General features: G+C 69.9%; 21 protein-coding genes. 5 read left to right on the top strand and 16 right to left on the bottom strand.

Annotated elements, in window-relative coordinates:
* Positions 1-9: 9 nt before the first annotated feature.
* The 4 genes from Msi02_RS26320 to Msi02_RS26305 all read left to right on the top strand — a co-directional run bounded on the left by Msi02_RS26320 (position 10) and on the right by Msi02_RS26305 (position 4,227).
* Positions 10-1,074, top strand: a complete 1,065-nt coding sequence (locus Msi02_RS26320) for a sugar phosphate isomerase/epimerase family protein (RefSeq protein ID WP_204050744.1) — start codon at positions 10-12, stop codon at positions 1,072-1,074.
* A 3-nt stretch (positions 1,075-1,077) separates the two neighbouring features.
* Positions 1,078-1,854, top strand: a complete 777-nt coding sequence (locus tag Msi02_RS26315) for a TIM barrel protein (protein ID WP_204050743.1) — start codon at positions 1,078-1,080, stop codon at positions 1,852-1,854.
* 35 nt (positions 1,855-1,889) lie between these two features.
* Positions 1,890-2,759 (top strand): ThuA domain-containing protein, encoded by an 870-nt coding sequence (locus Msi02_RS26310; protein ID WP_204050742.1) that lies wholly within the window; start codon positions 1,890-1,892, stop codon positions 2,757-2,759.
* 196 nt (positions 2,760-2,955) lie between these two features.
* On the top strand, positions 2,956-4,227 hold the full coding sequence (locus Msi02_RS26305) for an ROK family protein (protein ID WP_204050741.1): 1,272 nt from the start codon (positions 2,956-2,958) through the stop codon (positions 4,225-4,227).
* A 102-nt stretch (positions 4,228-4,329) separates the two neighbouring features.
* On the opposite strand, the gene Msi02_RS26300 is transcribed toward Msi02_RS26305, so the two are convergent.
* From Msi02_RS26300 to Msi02_RS26285, 4 genes are all read right to left on the bottom strand, one after another.
* The gene (locus Msi02_RS26300) at positions 4,330-5,352 is read right to left on the bottom strand and encodes a sugar phosphate isomerase/epimerase family protein (RefSeq protein WP_204050740.1); all 1,023 of its coding nucleotides are present in this window, start codon (positions 5,350-5,352) and stop codon (positions 4,330-4,332) included.
* A 13-nt stretch (positions 5,353-5,365) separates the two neighbouring features.
* Positions 5,366-5,764, bottom strand: a complete 399-nt coding sequence (locus Msi02_RS26295; RefSeq protein ID WP_204050739.1) for a C-glycoside deglycosidase beta subunit domain-containing protein — start codon at positions 5,762-5,764, stop codon at positions 5,366-5,368.
* Positions 5,765-6,019: 255 nt separating this feature from the next.
* Positions 6,020-6,787 (bottom strand): nuclear transport factor 2 family protein, encoded by a 768-nt coding sequence (locus tag Msi02_RS26290; RefSeq protein WP_204050738.1) that lies wholly within the window; start codon positions 6,785-6,787, stop codon positions 6,020-6,022.
* Entirely contained in the window at positions 6,784-7,698 is a 915-nt protein-coding gene (locus Msi02_RS26285; protein ID WP_204050737.1) for a ThuA domain-containing protein, read from the bottom strand. Before Msi02_RS26285 ends, Msi02_RS26290 begins: the two co-directional genes overlap by 4 nt.
* A gap of 544 nt (positions 7,699-8,242) precedes the next feature.
* Between Msi02_RS26285 and Msi02_RS26280 the strand changes: the two genes are divergently transcribed.
* Complete coding sequence (locus Msi02_RS26280) at positions 8,243-8,680, top strand: hypothetical protein (RefSeq protein ID WP_204050736.1); 438 nt, start codon at positions 8,243-8,245, stop codon at positions 8,678-8,680.
* Positions 8,681-8,742: 62 nt separating this feature from the next.
* On the opposite strand, the gene Msi02_RS26275 is transcribed toward Msi02_RS26280, so the two are convergent.
* From Msi02_RS26275 to Msi02_RS26220, 12 genes are all read right to left on the bottom strand, one after another.
* A complete protein-coding gene (locus Msi02_RS26275; RefSeq protein WP_204050735.1) occupies positions 8,743-8,904 on the bottom strand; it encodes a hypothetical protein in 162 nt (53 codons plus the stop codon).
* A gap of 29 nt (positions 8,905-8,933) precedes the next feature.
* Positions 8,934-9,926: a sugar phosphate isomerase/epimerase family protein gene (locus Msi02_RS26270; protein ID WP_204050734.1), complete on the bottom strand. Its 993-nt coding sequence runs from the start codon at positions 9,924-9,926 to the stop codon at positions 8,934-8,936.
* A 10-nt stretch (positions 9,927-9,936) separates the two neighbouring features.
* Positions 9,937-10,914, bottom strand: coding sequence for a sugar phosphate isomerase/epimerase family protein (locus Msi02_RS26265; RefSeq protein ID WP_204050733.1), 978 nt, complete (start codon positions 10,912-10,914; stop codon positions 9,937-9,939).
* Positions 10,911-11,882, bottom strand: coding sequence for a sugar phosphate isomerase/epimerase family protein (locus tag Msi02_RS26260; protein WP_204050732.1), 972 nt, complete (start codon positions 11,880-11,882; stop codon positions 10,911-10,913). The genes Msi02_RS26265 and Msi02_RS26260 overlap by 4 nt, the downstream gene beginning before the upstream one ends.
* Entirely contained in the window at positions 11,879-12,847 is a 969-nt protein-coding gene (locus Msi02_RS26255) for a sugar phosphate isomerase/epimerase family protein (protein ID WP_204050731.1), read from the bottom strand. Before Msi02_RS26255 ends, Msi02_RS26260 begins: the two co-directional genes overlap by 4 nt.
* 59 nt (positions 12,848-12,906) lie before the next feature.
* The gene (locus Msi02_RS26250; protein WP_239108717.1) at positions 12,907-14,085 is read right to left on the bottom strand and encodes a Gfo/Idh/MocA family protein; all 1,179 of its coding nucleotides are present in this window, start codon (positions 14,083-14,085) and stop codon (positions 12,907-12,909) included.
* A gap of 2 nt (positions 14,086-14,087) precedes the next feature.
* Positions 14,088-15,098 (bottom strand): sugar phosphate isomerase/epimerase family protein, encoded by a 1,011-nt coding sequence (locus Msi02_RS26245; protein ID WP_204050730.1) that lies wholly within the window; start codon positions 15,096-15,098, stop codon positions 14,088-14,090.
* A 23-nt stretch (positions 15,099-15,121) separates the two neighbouring features.
* The gene (locus Msi02_RS26240; RefSeq protein ID WP_204050729.1) at positions 15,122-16,012 is read right to left on the bottom strand and encodes a sugar phosphate isomerase/epimerase family protein; all 891 of its coding nucleotides are present in this window, start codon (positions 16,010-16,012) and stop codon (positions 15,122-15,124) included.
* Positions 16,009-16,410, bottom strand: coding sequence for a C-glycoside deglycosidase beta subunit domain-containing protein (locus Msi02_RS26235; protein WP_204050728.1), 402 nt, complete (start codon positions 16,408-16,410; stop codon positions 16,009-16,011). The genes Msi02_RS26240 and Msi02_RS26235 overlap by 4 nt, the downstream gene beginning before the upstream one ends.
* On the bottom strand, positions 16,404-17,999 hold the full coding sequence (locus Msi02_RS26230; protein ID WP_204050727.1) for a GMC oxidoreductase: 1,596 nt from the start codon (positions 17,997-17,999) through the stop codon (positions 16,404-16,406). Before Msi02_RS26230 ends, Msi02_RS26235 begins: the two co-directional genes overlap by 7 nt.
* 154 nt (positions 18,000-18,153) lie before the next feature.
* Positions 18,154-19,701 (bottom strand): MFS transporter, encoded by a 1,548-nt coding sequence (locus Msi02_RS26225; RefSeq protein WP_204050726.1) that lies wholly within the window; start codon positions 19,699-19,701, stop codon positions 18,154-18,156.
* A 251-nt stretch (positions 19,702-19,952) separates the two neighbouring features.
* A complete protein-coding gene (locus Msi02_RS26220) occupies positions 19,953-21,479 on the bottom strand; it encodes a GMC oxidoreductase (protein WP_204050725.1) in 1,527 nt (508 codons plus the stop codon).
* Between the last annotated feature and the right edge of the window lie 3 nt (positions 21,480-21,482).

Raw genomic sequence — 21,482 nt, 5'->3', positions numbered from 1 at the left:
AGGCCCCCGATGACGACGACCGTCCCCTCCCTCGTGGCCGCGCCCGCCGTACCGGGCAGCGGCATCAAGCTCGGTCTCACGCTCTACTCGCTGACCAGCGAGTGGGCCGCCGGCCGCTACGACCTGCACGGACTGCTCGACGTGGTCGCCGCGGCCGGGATCGGGCCTGGCATCGAGATCGTCGCCTCTCAGACGATCCGGACCTACCCCGTGGTCACCGACGAATTCGTCCGTGAGTGGCACGAGGCGTTCGACCGGCATGGGTTCGCCCCGAGCTCGTTCGGCGCGAACCTCGACATGGGCCGCCGCCGCGACAGGGACATGACCCTGGACGAGGAGTTCGAGTTCACCGCCGCCCAGTTCCGCAGCGCGCGGGCGCTGGGCTTCCCGCTGGTGCGCATCCAGAGCGCCAAGCCGGAGCTCATCCGCCGGCTGATGCCGCTGGCCGAAGCGCTCGACCTCACGCTCGGCTGGGAGATTCACGCTCCCCTCGGCCCGAACTCTCCGCAGGTCGTGCGGATCCGTGAGCTCTACGACGAGATCGGCTCGCCTCGGCTGGGCTTCGTCGCCGACTTCAGTTCGACGATGCACAGCATGTCCCCCACGCTGCTGCGCGGGCTCGCCAAGAAGGGGCTCGCGCCGCGGGACCTGACGCGGCTGCAGGAGATCTGGGCGAAGGACTCCGGCATCAACGAGCGGCACGCCGAGTTCGTCGACTATCTGCGCTCACGCGGCATCACGCCGGAGAGCCTCGGCTCGTTCGCGCGGCTCGCCTTCAACATGCACGGGCACGTCGACCCCCGCGAGTGGGCCGACATCATGCCGCAGATCGTGCACGTGCACGCCAAGTTCTACGACATCGACGAGAACGGCGACGAGCCGGCCATCGACTACCCGGCCATCGTCCGCGAGTTCGTGACCGGCGGCTACTCGGGCTTCTTCTCCAGCGAGTGGGAGGGCCATGCCTTCGCCGACCTGGACGAGGCCGACCCCGTCGATCTCGTACGCAGGCAGCACGACCTCATCCGCCGTGCCATATCGAACACCCTCAGCCACGAAGGAAAGCAGGCCTGAACCGTGTACCAGCTGTCCCCCAACATCGAACTGCTCTTCACCGAGGCCGGCTCGGACGCCGCCGACCGGGTCCGCGCGGCGGCCGCCGCCGGCTTCGACGCCGTCGAGATGTGGGGCACGTCCGACAAGGACGTCAAGTCTCTCGCCGACGCCCTCACCGAGACCGGGGTCGCCCTGACCTCACTTCTCGCCGAACCGCGGACCAACTTCACACTGCCGGGGACCGATCTCGGCCCCTTCTTCGAGGGCCTCGACCGGGCCGTCGAGAACGCCCGCCTTCTCGGCTGCCCGCGTGTCGTCCTCGGCTCGGGCATCGGCTTTCCCGGCGCCAAGCGCCCCCAGAACCTCCAGAAGCTCGTCGAGGTCTTCTCCCAGGCCGTCGAGCGGACGCGCGGCTCCGGCGTGAAGCTCGTGCTCGAACCGGTCAACACGCGGGTCGACCATCCCGGCGCCCTGCTCGACCGCACCGCCGACGCCGTCCTGGTCGCGCGCGGGGTGGACTCCGACTCCTTCGGGATCCTCTACGACCTGTACCACTCCGTCACCGAGGGCGAGGATCCCGCGAAGGAGCTGGCGAACGCCGCCGGGCTCGTCGACTACGTGCAGATCGCCGACGCCCCCGGTCGCGGCGAGCCGGGCAGCGGCGCGATCGACTGGCCGCGGCACCTGTCGGTCCTGCGGGCCGCGGGCTACAACGGCCCGATCGGGCTCGAATACTTCCCGACGGTCCCGTCCGCGGAGTCCCTCGCGTACATCAGGTCTGCGGCCGCCGGCGCATGAGAGAAGGGCAGGCCGCGCCGGACAAGCTCGATGTCATGATCGCGACCGGCCGGGTCACCGAGGAACACGACAACGAGCACCGCAGCTTCCGGCATCACACCGGGATGCTGACCACCCTGCTCGAGTCGACCGGCCGCTTCCGCGTGCGGGTGCTGGAGGAGTTCCGCGGGATCGGCGAGGAACTGCTCGACCGCTTCGACGTCGTGCTCGTCATGTACGAGGGCCGGGACAACTACCGGCAGAAGGCCGAGGGTTTCGGCGCGACGACGAACGACGCGCTGCTGCGTTTCGTCCGCGACAAGGGCCGTGGAATGGTGTGGTTCCACGGGTCGGCCGTCCAGGACAGCGACTGGGGTTACCCCGAGGAGTTCAATGAGATGCGTGGCGCCACGATGAGCCGCGATCTCGGGCTGCGCCCCCGCCCCGTGGGCGAAGTCGTGGTCCGGACGGCGGAACCCCGCCACGCGATCACCGCCGGTCTGGATCCCGAGTGGGGAATCTCCAACGACGACATCCTGACCGGGGTCGCGATGCACCCGGGCGCGCGGGTCCTGCTGACCGTCTTCGACGACGTCGAGACGTACCGCCGCGCCGGATGGCCCCGGCCGCACACCCCGGTCGAGATTCCGCCCGGCGGGCTGGAGCAGCTGCGCGGGATGAACCAGGACCAGCCGCTCGCCTGGATCAACGAGTGGGGCGCCGGCCGGTGCTTCACCGTCACCCTCGGCCACGACTGGGACACCTTCCGCCGGGTCAACTTCATGACGCTGCTCTGCCGTGGCGTGGAGTGGGCCGCGTCCGGAAAGGTGACCCTCGATCCCCCCGACCGCGACGGCGAAAACCGGTGGCGTGTGTGGCCCTACTACGCGGGTGACACCTCCCGCTGGGACCGTTCAGGGTCGTGACGACGGCACCCGGGCCCCCGTCCTCGCGATGACGGGGGCCCGATTCCGCGGCCGGGTCCCGCGACCTCGACACACCGATCGGCTCGCCGTGGAATAATTATGTACGAATACAACGGAAGTCCTAACCGGCAAGGTTCGCGGAGACCCTGGCTGATTAGCATGGCCCCCGTCGGGCCCGCGCAGGGAGGAGACACACGTGCAGCCACCGCCGTCCGCTCGGGACATCCTGGTCCTGGCCCAGATCGTCGATCTGGTCCGGGCCGGGGCCGCCATGACCCGTCCGGAGCTGGAGGCGGCGACCGGCCTGGGCCGCACCGTGGTGAACGAGCGGCTCCGCGAGGGGGTCGAGCTCGGCGTGCTCGCTGAGGTCGACGCGGTGCCGTCGGGCCACCGTCGTGGCCGGCCGTCCCGCTCGGTCCGGTTTCGCACCGAGGCGGGACTGCTGCTGTCCGCAGCCCTGGGCGCCGTCTCACTCCACGCCGCCGTGACCGACCTGGCCGGCAACGAACTCGCTCGGGACTTCCGCGACATCAACGTGCAGGACGGTCCCGAGGCCGTGCTCGGCGCGGTCCATGAAGTGTTCGGGGAACTCGTCAGGCGGGCGGGCCGAACAGTGCCGGTCTGGGGCGTCGCCGTAGGCGTCCCAGGCCCGGTCGATGTCGCTTCCGGCCGCACCGTCGCTCCCCCCAGCATGCCGGGCTGGGACGACTACGACGTACGGTCCTGGTTCCAGTGCCGCTGGGAGGCGCCGGTGTGGGTCGACAACGAGGTCAACCTGATGGCACTCGGCGAGTGGGAACGCGGCGTGCCGCGGGAACGGCGCGACCTTCTGTACGTCAAGGTCGCCACCGGGATCGGCAGCGGCCTGGTCACCAACGGCCGCCTCCATCGCGGCGACAGCGGAGCCGCCGGCGACATCGGACATGTGCGGGTCACCGACGACCGGTCGGCGCGCTGCCGATGCGGCAAAATCGGCTGCCTCGAGGCCGTCGCGAGCGGATGGGCCCTGATGCGGACCCTCTCCAAGCATGCCAAGTCAGGAGAGAGCCCGCTGCTCGCCGAGCGGCTTGCCCGCCGGGGCCGCATCACGGCCGAGGACATCGGGCTGGCGACCGCCGCGGGCGATGAAGTCGCGCGGTCCGCGGTCGCATCATCGGCTCGGCTCACCGGCAGGACGATCGCCGGCGTCGTCAACTTCGCCAACCCGGGAACCCTCGTCCTCGGTGGCGGGGTCATCCGCTACAGCCCTCTCTTCTTCGAGGAGTTCCGCAGCGCGGTCCTGGACGGCACGATCGAACTCGCCGCGCGCAACCTGACCATCCGCACGGCGTCGCTGAACTTCGCCGAAGGCACAATCGGCGGCGCGCTGCTCGCCGCGCACAACCTCTTCCGGCCCTCCGCGCTGCAGATCTGGCTGGGTGCAGGCACACCGGTCGGTTCGGCGCTGTGCCTGCAGACCGCCGCCTGAGACCATCGACTCGGCGGCCGAGAAGCCGCGCGACCTGACGGAGGACTGGCCGCCCGGGTCGTCGGCCGGCGCGTAACCGCCGGCCGACCCGGGCTGTGGTGGTCATGGGGAGACTACCGTCGCCGGCTGGTCCTCGAGCAGCCGTTTGAGCATGTCGTGCTGGGCTCTGACCTGGTCGAAGGCGCTGTATCTGTCCGTGTAGGCGTGTGCCTCGTACTCGCTGGAGATGAAGCCTGTGTAACCCTGCTCACGCAGCACCCGGGCGATCGCCGGGAAGTCGATGGACGGGTCCTCCCCGTCGAACACTCCGTAGAACTTGCCATGCACGTGGATGACGTGCGGGAAGAAATCGGCCCACCGCTCGGGATCCATCCGCCCGTGCATGGTGAAGATCATCTTCAGATTGCCGATCTCCGCGGGGCTGGCGCCGAGTTCGGTGGCCCGCCGCTCGAGCTCGGGGAACTTGGCCATCGTGGGACCGGGCTCGGCCCAGAGCCGCCGGGTCAGTGCCGTCAGCTCGGGCGGGATGCCCGCCTTCCGGTGCGCGTCGTCGACGGCGGCCGGCACGGCGCGCATGCTGGCGGAGAAGTCGGGGATGAAGCCTAGCCACTCGGTGTCGAGCCGGGTGAACAGCTCCTTGAGCTCGGCGACCGGCGGTGCGTCGATGGTCAGCGGGGCGTGAATCTCCACGCCGATCTTGACGCCGAGCTCCTCGGCGAGCGGCAGCAGCCGGGTCATGATCGCCGGTCCGCACTCCGCGCCGACTCGCACGGCCGGGAAGCCGAGCGCGGCCGCGCTGCGCATTTGGACGGCGACGTAGTCGTACGCCTCGTCGTCGGTGAGCAGCCGTCCCGGATGGAGTGCGAGGTCGAGGTTGACGGCCAGGCAGGCGGGCGTCAGGCCGGAGTCTGCGATCAGGCCGCGGACTTCACGGACGGCCTCGTCATCCAGTCGTGGCCAGCCACGCAGGCTCTGGAAGGCCACCATTTCAACGCCCGGGCCCAGGTCGCGGTCGGCGACCTGGCGGATGAGAGCGGCGAGATCGTTTCCGGGCGCGCGCTGCTCGAGAGTGAGGCTGAACAGGGTGATGCCGAGGCGGGGCAGGCCGGGGGCGGTGTCGGTCATGAGCTTGCTCCTGTCAGGCAGCGGTCAGCGTCTTGTCGGTCGAGCTGGGCGCGAGCAGCGGCACCCGGTCCGGGCCGGTGAGGATGTACGGGATCGACAACCCGAGCAGCAACTGCACACGGTGCCTTCGCCCGGACGCCGTGGACACCGGCACGTGGAGCACCACCGGGTCGGTCGTGAACCAGAAGTCATCGGTCCTGTCCGCCAGCTCGCCGAACTCGTAGCGGTGCCCGTTGGCGGTCACCGACAGCGTGTCCGGGTCGATCCGCCGACCGTCGACGGTCAGGTCGATGTGGGCGAGTGAGGTCAGGGGCAGCGCCCGGTACCAGTGGGAGTAGACGGCTATGTCCAGGCCGTCAGCGGTGGCGGTGAGCGAGTCTTCGCGCACCACCTGGTCGTCCAGCGGACCCATCGATCGGTTCCTCTCAGAAGTCGGGGCAGGGGTGGGGGCCAGGAGGCGAGGGTGAGCCGTTTCGTATTCCGGCCGCCGCCGGGAACGGGCATGTAGGGGGAGACGAAGCCCCGGACGGAGACGGCGACCTCGTGCTCGCCGGGCGCGAGAGGCTCACGGGTCCCGAATGCGAGATGGCCGCTCCCCCACCCGGCCGGCGCCTGCCGCTGACCAGATCGATTCCCCGCAGCAGGCGCCGGTCGGACCGCGGTGCCGTCAGCGGAAGGTGTCCTCGAATTCGGCGTAGGGCTGCGGGGGCTCGGGCAACAGGTGCTGAGCGGTGTCGATGCGGTAAGGCTGCGAAGGCGTGACGGTGGGCCCGTCCACGGGCGGCAGGAATACCGGTTTGCCGTCCTCGCCGAAGTACGCGAGCTTCGCCTCGTACTCGGCGCGCTCGTGTGCGGCGAAGGAGATCCAGTTCTCGTCATAGGGCGCGCGGGCGACCTCGAAGCAGCGGAACTTCCAGATGCGCCACTGGCCGTCCTGCTTGAGGAAGTCGACGCCGTATTTGCACCAGACCCAATGCGCCCAGACCTTGCGCCCGTCGACGTCTTCTTTCGCGAAGAAGAACGGCGGGATATGATCCGCCTCCGCCGGCTCGGTCAAGCCCGCTTCCAGCCCCATCATGACCCACAGTCCCTTGGCGGTCGTGCCGTCGGCGGCGACCTCGATGACCGGTGTCGTGGTGTAGTGCAGGATCAGCTTCCCGACGGGGTGGGGCCGGCCCTTGTGGTAGGCCATGATCGTGTCCCAGTCCGTGTAGACGCCGTCGTCGTTGTACTGGGAACGGACTCCCTCGGTGCCACGGCGCACCCACAGCTCGTCGACGATCCGCTCGTCCTCGAACGCGTTGTGGTAGTACATGTAGCGCGAGAAGACGTTCTCCACGTCTCCCCGGTCCTGCGCCCGGATCGCGGCCCGCTCGGCGGCCGTGAGACGTGCCTCCAGGGCGGCCAGCCGCTCCTCAAGCCCCTCAGGCGTCACTGCTCCGTCCCTTCCTGCGTCCCGGCAGCGGCCTGCCTGCGCTGCTCGTACATCTCACGGACCATCGGCTCCAGCGTCGTCGGCCACCAGTCGCCGCCGGGAACCGGCTCACCGAAACCGTCGGGCAGCCCCAGGGTCACCTTGCCGGCAGCCGCCCATTCGGCGCCCCGGGCGAACAGGCCCCGGAACGACGGGTGGGAGATCGCCTCCGGCCCGTGACCGAGTCCGGTCGCGAACACCCGGCCCTGCCCGTAGCGATTCGTCCACACCAGGGCATGCTCCTGCCCCATCCCCGGCAGGGCGTCCCACTCCGCCGGCACCTGCGTGTAGCGCAACGGGTTGTCCCAGCCCGTCACGAGCACCTCGACCTCCGCACCCGGCGCCCACTGCAGGTTGACGTAGAGGTCGTCGTCATAGTGGGGCATGAACTCCGGCATGCCCGCCGTGACGGGGTGTTCCGGAGCGACCACATGCAGCCGGAAGTCGGGTATCGGAGCCCGGCGGCTGCAGTGCTCACGCATGACGCCGCCGGCCATCCGCTCGAAGTCGTCCTCCCATCCGGCCCCCATCTGCAGGGACGCGTGGTAGACGACGACTCCCTTTCCGGAGGCGACGTGGTCGTACAGCGCCTGCTCGGCGCGGGTGCCCCACCGCTGCTCAGGCGCGTGGCCCCACGGCTCGAAGCGGCCGAAGTAGTTGAGGACGACGAGGTCGTACGGCTCCAGCGTCTCCGGCCCGGCCCCCCGGAACTCCTCAGTGATCCGGACGTCGAACAGCCCGGTCTCCCGCAGCAGCTCGGCGAGCATCGGCGAGACCGTCCGCCAGTCGTGGTGGATATCGGTGTGTCCAGTGACGATCAGTGCCCGGAGCTTGTCCTCACCGCCGAGCTGACGCAGGCCGATGTCAGGCACGCGACGTCACCGCCGTCCGCGTCGACCGGGCAGTAGAGGTGCGCAACCGTGCCCGTCCGGTGTCATCCCGAAACAGGACTTCCATCGTCAAACTCATCCGCCGTTCCTCTCATCGGGGGGTTGGGACAGGTGCCGCCGTCGGGATGCGGCTGTCACGCACTCGAAGCGGACATCCCTGTGGGCCGGTATGCCGATGTACCGCCATGAACAGGATTCTGCATGAAATCAACATAAGTCAATCCTCTGTACGACCCTTTCTCCGCTCCGGACGGACCTCCGGCGACCGGCCGAGCCCGCTGTCGCCGGGGGGCGGCGGCGGCCCAAGACTGCGCGAGGACCTGCCGGACCCGGGAGGAGCGGGAGGATCGCCGCACGGACATCTGCTACAGGTCCAGGGTCAGTCGATGTCCGCGGCAGCGGGACACGCAGCTCATCATCGTTTCGCCGGCCAGGCGTTCCTCGAGGCTGAGGACGGAGTCCCGGTGCTCGGGGACGCCTTCGAGGGACGCGAATCTCGCAGGTGCCGCAGATTCCCTCTCTGCAGGTGGACAGCACGTTCGCGCCGGCTCGGCTCGTGCGGAGCCGCGCGCGGGGCGAATCGCTCGACGACAAGCCGGTGCTCCCGCCCGGCCCGCCGGGCGGAGTCCTCGAGCCCCGACAGCAGGCTCTCAAGGCCGCAGGCGTAGACGAGGGCCTCGCGGTCCGGCAGCCGGGACCAAAGGGCGTCGAGGTCGAGCCGACCGCGGTCCCGGCTCGGCCACGCCTCGACCCGCGCCCCGTGCCGGGAGACAAGCTCCTCGACATATCGTGGCTGATCACCTGCAGCGGCAGCGGCAACGCGAACGACGTCTTCAGGTCCGTGTGCCCGTCCTCGGCGAAGCCGTCGACCAGCCGGTGCGCCCGCTCCCGGATCCACGGCTCGTACCGGGCCAGCCGGCGCGGCATGAAGAACGTGTTGACCGCCGCACGCAGCCGGTCGTGATCCGGGTTGTCCAGGCCGAGCAGCGTGCCGCGGGACGGCACCCGCCCGGCGAACCGCTCCCGTCACGGAGACGGGAACTCCGGCACGGTGGGCGCCGAGGAGAAGGTCTCCGGGTCGTGCAGCGCGGCCACGATGTCGTCGTACCGGCCGACCACGCGCGCTTCGAACGTGTCCGACCACGGCAGTCCGCCCGCGGTGCGGGCCACGGCGAGGTCGGCGAACAACCGCTGCGGGTCACCGTCGACCGGCCCCGTCAGCGCGCCGCGGCTTCGACAGCGGCGGCCGTGACCGGGCGCAGGTCGCGCTGCAGCAGGTAGCCGCCGAGAAGCGCGCTCGTGGCGGGATGCGGACTTTGGTCGCTCTCGAACACCACCCACCCGGCGTAGCCGATGTCGAGCAGCGCACGCGTCACCGCGGCGAAGTCCACCAGGCCGCCGTGGGCCCCTGGCTCGGCGAACCACCGCGGGATCTCCCGGGAACCGCCTCGCTGCCGCACGGAGTACTCGGCGTGCGGCTGGAGGTACTCCTCGTCCGTGTCGGCGGCGAGCGCGTCCTTGTACTGGACGTGCCAGACGCGGCCGCGGTGGCGGCGGATGACCTCGACCGGGTCGAGGCCCGCGACGGTCAGCTCGGCGGTGTCGACAGCCAGGCCGACGGCGGCCGGATCCGCGAGGCCGAGGAGCCGGTCGAGTGCTCCCGGCCGGCGAAGCGAGGACAGGAAGTCGACGTGCAGCGCCGTACGGACGCCGTGCGCGAGCGTCGCCCGGCCGACCGCCGTCCAGCAGTCCGCCAGCCGCCGCAGCGCCGCGTCGTCGAGCGGACCGACGTCACCGGCGGAGGGGGCGGCGCGGACGACGAGGACGGATCCGCCGAGCTGTGCCAGAGCGCCGGCGAACCATTCGGCCCGCGTCACGATGCCGGTGACGTCCGCGGCGACCAGTGGCGAGTACGGAGGCGTCAGATGCTCCATCGACCGCTGCTGCGGATCGTAGAACCAGCTGGACACCGCCGCGATGCCGCAGCCCGAGAGGAACTCACGGAAACCGGTGAGCGAGCCGAAGTTCGCGATCAGCTGCTGCGGATTGCCCAGCGGCTCCCACCGCCCGGTGCCGGCCGTCAGCTCGACTCCCTCGAACCCGGCGATCGACACCGTCTTCAGCGCCCGCTCGTGCTGTTCCCGGCGGACGAAGTCGTCGAACTGCGGCTTCCACTGGTTCAGGGCATAACCCCACCTGATGTCGGTCACGGCCGGCCCCCTACCGGTAGATCTTCTCGAGGACGTTCACCGCGTACCAGCGCGCGATCGCAGTGCTCTCGGCGTAGTCGCCACCGTCCTTGTTCGCCTTGTCGTGCTCCACGCTGATCCAGCCCCGGTAGTCGTTGTCCCGGACCGCGGTCATCATCGCCTCGAAGTCGACCAGGCCGTGCGGAGTGCCCATCTCGTAGAACCACTTGCCCGTCGTCGGCGCCATGATCTCGGAATCCGGGCGATGACGGTGATCATCGCCGGCGGCGACGTTGCGGGTGTCCTTGAAGTGGAAGCCGCTCACCCGATGCGCGTGCCGGCGATACAGGGCCACGGGATCGACCGAGGCGATGCAGTGCTGCGCGGTGTCGATGAAGAGGGAGACGTACCTGGGGTCGGTGTAGGAGTAGAAGACTTCGATGTCCGGCTCGCTCTGGATGCCGCAGAAGAATTCGTGGTGGCAGGTCAGCTTCACGCCGTAGCCGGCGGTGATTTCACCGACCTTGTTCCACAGCTCGGCGCTGATCTTGAGCTTGTCCTCGGTGACGGGCTCCATGTCGTAGTAGAGCGTCGCAGGCATCACGATGATGTTGTCCAGCTCGACGCTCGACCAGTGCCCCATGGTCACGCGGAAGTCCTCGAGGATGTTCTCGTGCGTTTCCGGCACGTGGGGCGCGTAGTTGCGCAGGTCGTAGTCGGCGGCGTGGAAGATGTTGACGATTCGCTCCAGGCCGTGGTCCTGGACCATCTCCTGGTATTTGGCCGGGCCGCCGTAGTCGCCGTACATCTGCCACAGACGGAAGTCGAAGGTGTCGATGGCATCGAAGCCGACCGCCTTGATCTGCTTCAGAAAGGACGACATCGTGCGGTGGGAATGCCACTGGTCGACAGGCCCGGCGGGGCCGTTGGAACGCCAGTGGTCCATGTAGCTCCACTTGATGCGCCGCTCCGGCGTTTCGCTGCGCTGAGCGAGCTGATCGGCGGTCACGTGCGCGCCACCGACAGCTCTTGCTGCAGATACCAGCTGTTGAGCATGGCCAGCTCGGCGGGATTGCCGCCGTGGTCGCTCTCGACCACGACCCATCCCGGGTAGCCGTGCCGCCGCAGAGCGGCGACGAACGCCTTGACGTCGACGAGGCCGCCTTCGGTGCCGAGCTCGAAGAACCAGCGCTCGATGCGCCGGCCGGCTCCGCCGCGCAGCATCGTGGTCTCGGCGCCGGGCATGCGGTACTCCTCGCCGGTGTCGGCGTAGCGGGTGTCCTTGAGGTGCACGTGGGTGACCCGCTCGTGCCGCTCCTCGTAGAAGGCCACCGGATCGATGCCGCCGATCGTCAGCTCCGCGGTGTCGAGCGCGAGCCCGACGAGCTCCGGGTCGGTCGCGTCGAGCAGCCGGCGCAGCTCGTCAGCGGTGTGCACGGCGCTCAGGCAGTCGTAGTGCAGGGCCAGCCCCACGCCGGCGGCCGCGGCGACCTTGCCCACGCTGTTCCACACCTCCCCGATGGCCGCGATGTCGTCGCGGCCGAGCGGGGGCTGCATCCAGGCCGACCCGACGGGGCGGGCGACGAGCTGCTCGGCGCCGATCGCGGCGAGGAAGTCGACGAACGGCTTCGCGGACTCGACAATGGCCGCATGATCGTCGCGGTTGCGGGTCGAGCGGAACGCCCAGCCCTCCTCCTCGACCGGCTGGCCCGGGTCCCAGAACATGCTCGAGACGCCGTTCACGGAGCAGGAGCGCAGAAACGCGAGGAAGCCTTCGGGGCTTCCGTGGTTGATCTCGATGACCTCGGGACGGCCGAGGTTGTCCCACCTGCCCGTGCCCGCGGCCAGCTCGATGTGGCCGAATCCGAGCGCGGACAGCGTCTTCAGCGCCCGGCGCTGGTCTTCGTGCCGGACGAAGACGTCCATGCGAATGTTCCACTGGTTGAGGGCGTAGGCCCACCGCAGCGTGTCCCTCATCGCCCGGCCTCCAGCTGCGCCTCGGCCTCGGCCTGCGCCTCCGCGAGGACGTTGTCGATGTACCACTTGGCCACGCACGTGGCCTCGGCGTAGCTGCCCCCGCCCAGTTCGGCCTTGTCGTGCTCCACCGTGAGCCAGCCGTCATACCCGGAGGTCACGATCTCCCGCATGAGCGCGGGGAAGTCGACCAGGCCGCCCTCGGTGCCCATCTCATAGAACCAGCGGGTCACGTTCGGCGCCATCAGCTCCGGGTCCGGAGGCGTACGGTACGCCTCGTGCTCGTCGACGGTGTGGGTGTCCTTGAAGTGGAAGCCGGTGCACCGGTCGCGGTAGTCGCGGAACATCTGCAACGGGTCCACGCCGGCGATCGTGTGCTGCGCCGTGTCGCAGAAGAAGTAGACATAGCGGGGATCGGTGTACCGGAAGAAGAGGTCGAGCTGTTCCCGCGTGCGGATCGCACCCCAGAACTCGAAGTGGCACGTCGTCCGCATGCCGTGCTCGAGTGTCATCTGCCCGACCCGGTTCCAGAGGTCGGCCATGATCTTGATCTTCTCGTCCGTCACCGGCTCCACCTGGAAATATGTGGTGGACGGCATCACGATGAAGTTCTCGACCGACAACCCTTCGACGGCTCGCACCGTCGCCATGCAGTCGGCGACGATCCGGTCGTGGGTCTCCGGGACGTGCGGCGCGGTGTACTTCGTCGCGTACGGATAGGCGGAGAAGATCCCAGTGATCTTCTCGAAGCCGTTGTCCTGCAGGAAGTGCTCGAAGGCCTTCACCGAGCCGTACATGCCCTCGATCATGGGCAGGTAGAAGAAGAAGGTGTCGAAGCCCTTGAAGCCGAGGGCCGACAGTTGCTTGATGTAGCGGTCCATGTAGGCGCGGTTGAACGACGGGGGCTGCGGCCCCTGCGGCGTCTCCGTCACCCAGTGATCCATGTAGGACCACTTCGTCCAGGCCATGATGATTGCTCCTTCTCTGTCGTCTTCGCCGGGCGCGGCCGGGCTGTCGGCGGGTCCGCTCAGGTGAGCGGGGTCCAGCGGGCGTCGGCGGCCGCGCTGCGCTCCACCGCTTCCAGCACCCGCTGCACCTGGAGTCCCTCCTCGAAGGACGGGCGGGGCTGCTCGCCGGCGTCGATGGCCGCCACCAGATCGCGCACCTGGTGGGTGAAGCCGTGCTCGTACCCGAGCATGTGGCCGGGCGGCCACCACGCCGCGACGTACGGATGCTCCGGCTCGGTGACCAGCACGCGGCGGAAGCCGGCGGTGTTGCCGTCCGCGAAGGAGAAGACCTGCAGGGTGTTGAGGTCCTCGAGGTCGAAGGCGAGGGCCCCGGTCGTGCCGCTGATCTCGAACCGCAGCGCGTTCTTCCGCCCGGGGGCCATCCGGGTCGCCTCGAAAGTGGCCAGGCCGCCGCCACTCAGCGTGCCGAAGAAGACCGCGGCGTCGTCGACGGTCACCGGCCCACGCCGGCTCTCGGAGGCACGGCCGGAGAGGCCGACCGACTCCTCCAGCATGGGCCGCTCGGTCACGAAGGTCCGGGTCATTCCGCTCACGCCGGTGAGCTCCTGACCGGTCACGTACTGGATGGCGTCCACGATGTGGGCGCCGATGTCGCCGAGCGCGCCGGACCCGGCGGCCGAGCGGTCCAGGCGCCAGGTCAGCGGCGCGTTCTCGTCGCTGAGCCAGTCCTGCAGGTACACCGCCCGGGTCTGCCGGATCCGGCCGATCTCGCCTGACTCGACCAGTTCCCGCGCCAGCCGAACGGCCGGCACCCGGCGGTAGGTGAAGCCGACCATCGCGAACACCCCGCGCTCCCGGGCCTTCGCCGCGGCCTCCGCCATGGCCCCGGCCTCCGCGAGGGTGTTGGCCAGCGGCTTCTCGCACAGGACGTGCTTGCCTGCATCGAGCGCGGCGACGGCCACCTCCATGTGCGCCGAACCGGGCGTGACGACGTCGACGAGATCGATGTCGTCACGTTCCACGACGCGCCGCCAGTCCGTGTCGCATTCTGACCAGCCGTAGCGGTCGGCGGCCTCGCGCAGCGTCTCCGGGTTGCGGCCGGCGACGGCCACCATCTCGATCCGGCGCGGCAGGTCGAAGAAGCGCTGCGCGGTCCGCCAGGCGTGCGAGTGCGCGGCCCCCATGAACCCATGGCCGATCATCGCCACACGCAGCGGCGGACGTGCGGCGTCGGTCACCGTCAGTCCTCCTTCCGCGCGAAGGCGGCGTCGAAGGCGGTCTCAGGGGCGTCGAAGAGCTTGCCGCGCACGAACGCGAGCGCGTCCGGAGCGCCCACGAGCCGGTCCATGCCGGCGTCCTCCCACTCGACCGAGATCGGGCCGGAGTAGCCGATGCTGTTGAGCGCGCGGAAACACTTCTCCCACGGGACGTCGCCATGACCCGTGGAGACGAAGTCCCAGCCGCGGCGCAGGTCCGCCCAGGCCAGGTGCGAGCCGAGCCGGCCGTTGCGGCCGTCGCCCACGTTGAGCTTCACGTCTTTGCAGTCCACGTGGTAAATGCGGCCGGCGAACTCCAGGATGAACCCGACCGGGTCCAGGTCCTGCCACATGAAGTGCGACGGGTCCCAGTTCAGCCCGAACGCCGGCCTGTGCCTGACGGCCTCCAGCGCCCGCTTCGTCGTCCAGTAGTCGTAGGCGATCTCCGACGGGTGGACCTCGTGCGCGAAGCGCACGCCGACCTCGTCGAAGACGTCGAGGATCGGGTTCCACCGGTCGGCGAAGTCCTGGTAGCCGGCGTCGACGAGCTCCTGGGAGACGGGCGGGAACATCGCCACGTACTTCCAGATCGACGAGCCGGTGAACCCGACGACGGTGTCCACGCCGAGCCTGGCGGCGGTGCGGGCGGTGTTCTTCATCTCCTCCGCCGCGCGCTGCCGGACTCCCTCGGGGTCGCCGTCGCCCCAGATCGCGTCCGGAAGCATGGCGCGGTGCCGCTGGTCGATCGGGTCGTCGCAGACCGCCTGTCCCTTGAGGTGGTTGGAGATCGCGTAGACCTTGAGGCCGTACTTGTCGAGCACGGCGCGCTTCTCGTCGAGGTAGGCGTCGTCGACGGCGCCGCGGTTGGGGTCGAGGTGGTCACCCCAGCAGGCGATCTCGAGGCCGTCGTACCCCCAGGATGAGGCGAGCCGGGCCACTTCCTCGAACGGCAGGTCGGCCCACTGGCCGGTGAACAGGGTGATCGGGCGCGACATTACGGTTCCCTTCGTTCTACCGATCAGGCCGGGGTGACGAGACGCCGGATGAGGGCGTGCTGGCGCCGAAGTTGATCGGCCGCGCGGCCGACGCCGTAGTCGCCCTCGTACTCACTGGAGAGGTAGCCCGACCACCCGCGGCGCAGGATGATCTCCAGGAATTCCGCCCATGGGATGTACTGGTCCCTCAGGTCGTCGTCGATCTCGTAGAACTTCGCCTGCACGTGGACGACGTGGTCGAGCACGTCCTCGAGGTCGGACACCGGTACGACCGGCACCTCCGGCGGACGCGCCGAGCCTTCGCCGAGCCGGCTCGCGACACCTCCGCGGCGGTGGTGCATCCGAGTCTGGAAGACGCCGGTGTCCATGAGCAGCCCGAAGTGCTCGGTGCCGGTGCGCTCGATGAAGGCGAGGTAGTCGTCGACCACCTTCGACCTGATGACGGACGGCCAGTGGATCTCCGGGCAGATGACGATCCCCTTCTCCGCCGCGAGGTCGAGCACCCGCTCGGTGGCGGGCTCCCAGACCGGATCGGGTTCCAGGTCCGAGGTGACGACCCCGAGCTTGGGGCGTACGAAGCGGAAGCCGAGCGTCGCGGCCAGCCGGATGTCGGTCTCCAGTTGCCAGACGGCCTCGTCCACGGTCATGGGACGGCCACCGAACCGGCGGGTGTCCACCCAGGAGCCGTAGCACGTCGGCGTGAGGCCGTACCGCTCAAGCCGGGCGAACCAGGCGTCGATCCAGGCCGCGGGTGGGTTCGGGTAGTCCTGAACGTGGGCCTCACCGAGGATCTCCAGGCCGGTCGCGCCGAGGTCGGCCACGTCCTCGACACAGTCGTCGAGCGTCATCGTCACGCCGTATTCGCCCGTGTAGCTGTAGAGCGAGACGCCGTACTCGAACCGGGGCTCCGTCATCGCGTGATCACCAACCTGCGTTCCTCGCTCCAGACCGTCGGCTGAAGCTCCTCCGGGATGTACGACATGCGCAGCCGCAGTTCCGCGGCCACGGTGTGGAAGCCGATCGACAGCGGCCGCGGGCGCGGGACCGCGAGGATCGCGGGAACGTCCACAGGCCAGCGGGCGGTCTCGGAGGCGCGCAACTCGGCCGGTGAGTACCGCACACCGCCGATGCTCCAGCCGATGTCGTCGGCAGCGAAGCGCTCACCGTCAACGGTGATCGTCGCGCCCTCTATCAGGTTGGTCCACAGGCCCCGGTAGTACGGCAACCGCAGCCGCACCTCGAAGCCGTCTCCGGCCGCCCGGTTGCGGAACCCCCGGGTCTGGATCATGGGGACCTCCAGCACGGTCACCACCCTCCGATCGTGGCCGTCGACGCGGCCGTGTCCTTCGTGTCCTTCGTGTCCTTCGTGTCCTCGGGCTCGGCGGCGAGCCGTGCCGCGATGTCCCGGGCTCCGCCGACCGCCAGGGCCACCGACGTGAGGGTCGGGTTGCAGGCGATCGGGGTCGGGATGACGTTGTTGCCGGCCACGTAGAGGCCGGACACACCCCACACCTCGCTGTTGGGCGCGCATACCGAGGTGTCGTCGTCGACCGGGCCCATCCGGGTCGTGCCCTGGTAGTGCAGCGACGCCCCGGGCGAGAGGACCATCGGCTCGTCGCCGATGAAGTCGCCCAGCGCGCGTGCGGCTCGCAGAATGGCCGCCCGCGCCCGCCCCAGGGTCTCGTGGTCGCGCGGGGTGAGCGTGTAGTGGATCCGTGGCTTCGGCATGCCGTAGTCGTCGGTCGCGGAGTCGTCGAACTCGATGCGGTCGGACTCCTGCAGGTCCTTTCCGCAGAACCAGCCGAGCCCCACGATCGTGCCCGGGGCGGGCTCGTCCTCGTCCAGCAGCGGGATCGGGGACGCGTCGAGCTGCATGACCTGGCCGTGGAAGGGCTCTTCGTCGATGTAGGGGACCCAGGAGACGCCGCTCTCCTCGGCGATCGCGGTGTCTCCCCGCGGGCTGTGCTCCGCCTCCGGCTGACGGCTGACGTCGCGGAGCCGTACGGCGAAGATCATCTGCGGCTGGTCGTTGAGATACCGGCCCAGCGCCGGAGGGCGCACCCCCGAGGCGTAGAGCAGCTGTGGGGTGCGCAGGGCATCGGCCGCGACGACGACGAACCGCGCACGCACCTCTCGCTCGCCGCCATCGATCCGGTCCCGGACGATCACGCCGACGGCCCTGCCGTCCTCGACGAGCACGCGGCGCACCTGCGCGTCGGCGAACAGCAGGAAGTTCGGGTTGTTCCTCGTCGTGTCACCGAACACGACATCGGAGCCGCTCCAGGCAAGGGCGCCGTCCGCCCGTCGCCGGACGGCGAGGGGCATCGGCCGCACGCGCCGTTCTTCGGGCCGGCTGGGGTCGAACTCCGTTCCCAGCCGCGCCCGCACCACATCGGCATAAGGAGCGTCGTCGAACGGGTGCCGGTCGACGCCGAGGAGCCGCTCTGCCTCGTCGAGCAGCTCGTCGAGGTCCGGCAGGAACGCGATGCGCTCCGCGCCTCCGGGTCGCGGGCACGCGGCGGTCCAGTGGGCGCCCATGCCTCCGACGTTGGTCGACATCGCCAGCGCAGGCAGGCCGTCCTCACCCGGCTGCCGGTAGCCGTCAGGCAGCAGGTGCGTGCCCGGGCGCACCACCCGCCGCGAGGGGTCGGGGTAGTGCCCCTCCGGGCTCTGCGTGTGCGGCCGCAACCCCTCGGAGCTGCGCTGGGCGGCGACCCTCGCCACAGGGTCGGCGATGTTCTTCACGTGCATGCCGGGCGGGTCGGTGAGCACCGGCCCTGACTCGAAAACGGCGACGGCGGCTTGGGGAGCCTGCTCGCTCAGGATCCGGGCGTACGCCGCGCCTGTTGGCCCGCTGCCGACGATCGCCACGTCGACAGCGTTGGGAAAGGACCTGGTCATGCCGCTCCATTCGGTGAGAGGGGGATCACAGCGCACGCCGTCGAATGTGGCAATTCTGCCGATTTTCAACATAACTGGTCAACGCTGTGCGGCCACGTACCTGCTGATAGCGGGTATCAACCGTGCCGATGCCACGGGAATCGCGTCACCCCTGTCACCCGCCCTCGTGCGACGCGACCTGATGGCCGACCGCTTCGTTCCGTCCCTGCCCGGTCGTCCGAGCACCACCGCTCAGCCGGCGATCCGGGAGGAACAGCGACACCGCGAGAGCCACCACGAACAGCAGCACCAGCCCCAGGAGCAGGGGCGTGAGGGCCGCCAGGTAGGTCTCGGCATAGGCATGTCTCAGGGCGGGAGACAGTGTCCGCAACTGCACCGGCGACAGCCCCGCCAGGTACCGCCGGTCGCCCAGGCCGCTCAGGAGGCGGGCACTCAGCAGGCCGCCCAGCGCTGCCGCTCCGATGGACACCCCGACCTCCCGGACGAGGGCGACGGTGGAGGTCGCGGTGCCGACGACCCGGTCCGTGACGGCGTCCTGCACCGCCACGGTGCTGATCTGCATGAAGCAGCCGACGCCGAGGCCGACCACCCCGATCCAGACCGCGACGAGGAGAACAGGGGTGCTTGTCCGGACGGCGGCCAAACCCAGCATGCCGGCGGCGGCGATCGTACAGCCGAGCAGCGGAAAGTCGCGGTAGCGACCGGTGCGCGCCATCCGGTGTCCGGCCAGCAGGCTCGTCACCATGAGACCGAGGACCAGGGGCAGTATCAGCGTTCCGGCGGGCGTGGCGGACAGACCGAACGCCGCCTGCATCACGCCGGGCACGTAACCGACCAGGCCGAAGACACCGGTGCCGACGACGAACGCCAACACGCTGCTGATCACGACGGTCCGGTTCCGGAAGATCGAAATCGGGATGATCGGATGCGGATGCCGGCGGCACCGGTGCACGAACAGCCCGAAGGCCACAAGCACGAGGCCGGCCGTACTCAGGATGACCGGGGACGACCAGGGGTAGGTGGATCCGCCCCACGCGGCGACGAGGACGACACCCGTCGCCCAGACGGCCAGCAGGACCGCTCCGACAGTGTCGAACCTCTCCCCTGTTCGTTCTGGGACGATCCGGGGGACGGACCGGAAGGCCAGGAGGAGAGCGAGCCCGCCCAGCGGCGCGTTGACCCAGAAGATCCAGCGCCAGCCCACCGTGTCGGTGAGCGCCCCGCCGAGCAGCGGCGCCACGACGCTCGCGACCGCGAAAACCGCGCCGATCGGCGCGAGGAACCGGCCCCGGTCCCGGGCGGGGACGGCGTCGGCGACGACCGCCTGGCCCAGCACCACGATTCCGCCCCCACCGATCCCTTGGGCGAACCGCAGTGCGATCAGGGAGAAGAAGCCGGCCGCGAAGCCACACAGCACGGAGGCGAGCACGAAACCGGCGACGCAGGCGAGATAGAGCGCTCGGCGGCCGCGGAGGTCGCCGAGACGTCCGAAGACGGGCATCGCCACGGTCATCGCCAGTGTGTAGGCGGTGAAGACCCATGCCGTCTGCCGTTCTCCGCCCAGGTCGGCGACGATGGTGGGCAACGCGGTCGCGACGATGGTCTGGTCGAGCGCGGTGAGCAGGGTGATGACGATCTGCGCGACGAAGAGCAGGCGCAGCCGAGCCGGACGGCCGTTCGCCGCCCCGAGACGAGGATTCACAGGGAGAAGTCACCTTCTCGACCCACGGGAGGGGTCACCGACGGCGGCAGGGTGCGCGGCTAGCGGCGCTGCGCCGAGCCGACGGGCACGCTCTTCAAAGGAGACGACCCCGACCGTCGCTCAAGTTTAGCGGGAAACATGCACAATTACCCATCAGCTACCGTACGCTCGGCCCGTCGGGCATGCCACCGGCCTGCGAGGGTCGAGAACCAGGACCCCGGCAGGCCGGTGTTCGCAGTTCCTCCACATGCTCACGGCCGTGCCCCGACGACGCGGGCATCCCGCAACTCGGCCGCGAGCGCCCGGGCGCCGCGCACAGCCAGGGCGACGCTGGTCAACGTCGGGTTGCAGGAGTTCGCCGTCGGAATGAGGCCGTTGCCCGCCAGCACCAGCCCGGACAGGCCCCACACACGCGACCAGGGGTCGCACACGCACGTGCCGTCGTCGGCGGGGCCCATGCGCACGGTGCCCATGTAATGGAGGGAGCTCCCGGCGGGCATCAGCACCGGTGTCCCCGTCACGAACTCGCCCAGCGCCGCCGCGGCGCGTGCCTGGTGGGCGCGGGCCCGCTCGAGCTCCGCGTGCTCGCGCTCGGTGAGCTCGTAGGCGATGCGGATGCTCGGCAGTCCGTTCTCGTCGGGCTGCTCGTCGTCGAAGAAGAGCCGGTCCTCGGGCCGCGGCCACTTGCGCACCCCCCAGCCCATGCCCACGTAACCCGCGGGGTTGTCACGATGCGGGCTGTCCTCCGGCAACGGCACCGGGCAGACGGGCGAATACATCAGCTGCGCATGGTACGGGTGCCGCTCCTCGTCGTAGCCGATGGAGACGACGGCGCGGATCGGATCCACCGGGGTGGCAACCCCCTGCTGCGACGGCAGGAGTCCTTCGCGGACCGCCACCACGCCGAAGACCAGCGGATGCTCGGTGAGATAGCGCCCCAGGGCCGCCGGCCGGATGCCCGACGCCCACAACAGCTGGGGAGTGCGGATCGCGTCGGCCGCCACGACGACGGCGTCGGCGCGCACCTCCTCCTCGACGCCGCTGCTCAGGTCCCTGAGGACGGCACCGACGACACGGTCACCGTCGCGGACCAGCCGTACGCACAGGGTTTCCGGCCGCAGCGTGAAACGCGGGTCGTCAAGGACGGGGCAGAGGACGACGTCGGTGCCGCTCCACCGCAGAGTTCCGTCAGGCCGAGGATCCGCCGCCACCGGCAGCGGGCGGACCGCGATCCCATCGGCTGCGAACTCCTCGCGCACACGCTCGAGGATCGCCGCGGCCTGAGGCGAGTCGCCGAAGGCGGCCTTGTTGACGTGCAGCAGCCCCTCCGCGGTAGCGACGTGCTCGTCCCACTCGGCCTCGTCGACGAAGGTGATTCGCTCACTTCCCGCGGGCCTGGGCGTCGCGCAGGTCCAATGCGCCCCCTGCCCGCCCACACAGGTGGCGACGGCCGCCGCCGGCATCCCGGGCGAGCCCTCGGCCGCACGGCCGATGAGGTGCGTGCCCTGCCGCGCGGTGATCGTCCCCTCCACGACGACACCACCCGGGATACCCGACACGCCCGCCTCGCCGGCCCGCCCCTGCGAAGCCAGCCGCGCGGCCGCCTGCTCGTCGGCGGAGGGAATGTTCTTCACGTTCATACCGGGCGGCGAGGTGATCACCGGACCGGCCTCGACCATGAGAACGGTCGCCGACGGGACCTGCTCCAGCAGCACCCGCGCGTAGGTCGCCCCCGTCGGGCCGCTGCCGACGATCAAAACGGTCGGGTGAGCGGTCATACG

Source organism: Microbispora siamensis, from assembly GCF_016863095.1.
Lineage (GTDB): Bacteria > Actinomycetota > Actinomycetes > Streptosporangiales > Streptosporangiaceae > Microbispora > Microbispora siamensis.
Note: the sequence above shows the minus strand (reverse complement) of the source record. Positions and strands in the feature narration are given on the sequence as shown.

Bases quoted from the DNA above. Each gene is read 5' to 3' on its own strand.
- Msi02_RS26255 (WP_204050731.1), bottom strand. From the start codon at position 12,847: ATGGCCTGGACGAAGTGGTCCTACATGGATCACTGGGTGACGGAGACG.
- Msi02_RS26240 (WP_204050729.1), bottom strand. From the start codon at position 16,012: ATGACGGAGCCCCGGTTCGAGTACGGCGTCTCGCTCTACAGCTACACG.
- Msi02_RS26260 (WP_204050732.1), bottom strand. From the start codon at position 11,882: ATGAGGGACACGCTGCGGTGGGCCTACGCCCTCAACCAGTGGAACATT.
- Msi02_RS26230 (WP_204050727.1), bottom strand. From the start codon at position 17,999: ATGACCAGGTCCTTTCCCAACGCTGTCGACGTGGCGATCGTCGGCAGC.
- Msi02_RS26320 (WP_204050744.1), top strand. From the start codon at position 10: ATGACGACGACCGTCCCCTCCCTCGTGGCCGCGCCCGCCGTACCGGGC.
- Msi02_RS26245 (WP_204050730.1), bottom strand. From the start codon at position 15,098: ATGTCGCGCCCGATCACCCTGTTCACCGGCCAGTGGGCCGACCTGCCG.
- Msi02_RS26310 (WP_204050742.1), top strand. From the start codon at position 1,890: ATGATCGCGACCGGCCGGGTCACCGAGGAACACGACAACGAGCACCGC.
- Msi02_RS26295 (WP_204050739.1), bottom strand. From the start codon at position 5,764: ATGGGTCCGCTGGACGACCAGGTGGTGCGCGAAGACTCGCTCACCGCC.
- Msi02_RS26220 (WP_204050725.1), bottom strand. From the start codon at position 21,479: ATGACCGCTCACCCGACCGTTTTGATCGTCGGCAGCGGCCCGACGGGG.
- Msi02_RS26300 (WP_204050740.1), bottom strand. From the start codon at position 5,352: ATGACCGACACCGCCCCCGGCCTGCCCCGCCTCGGCATCACCCTGTTC.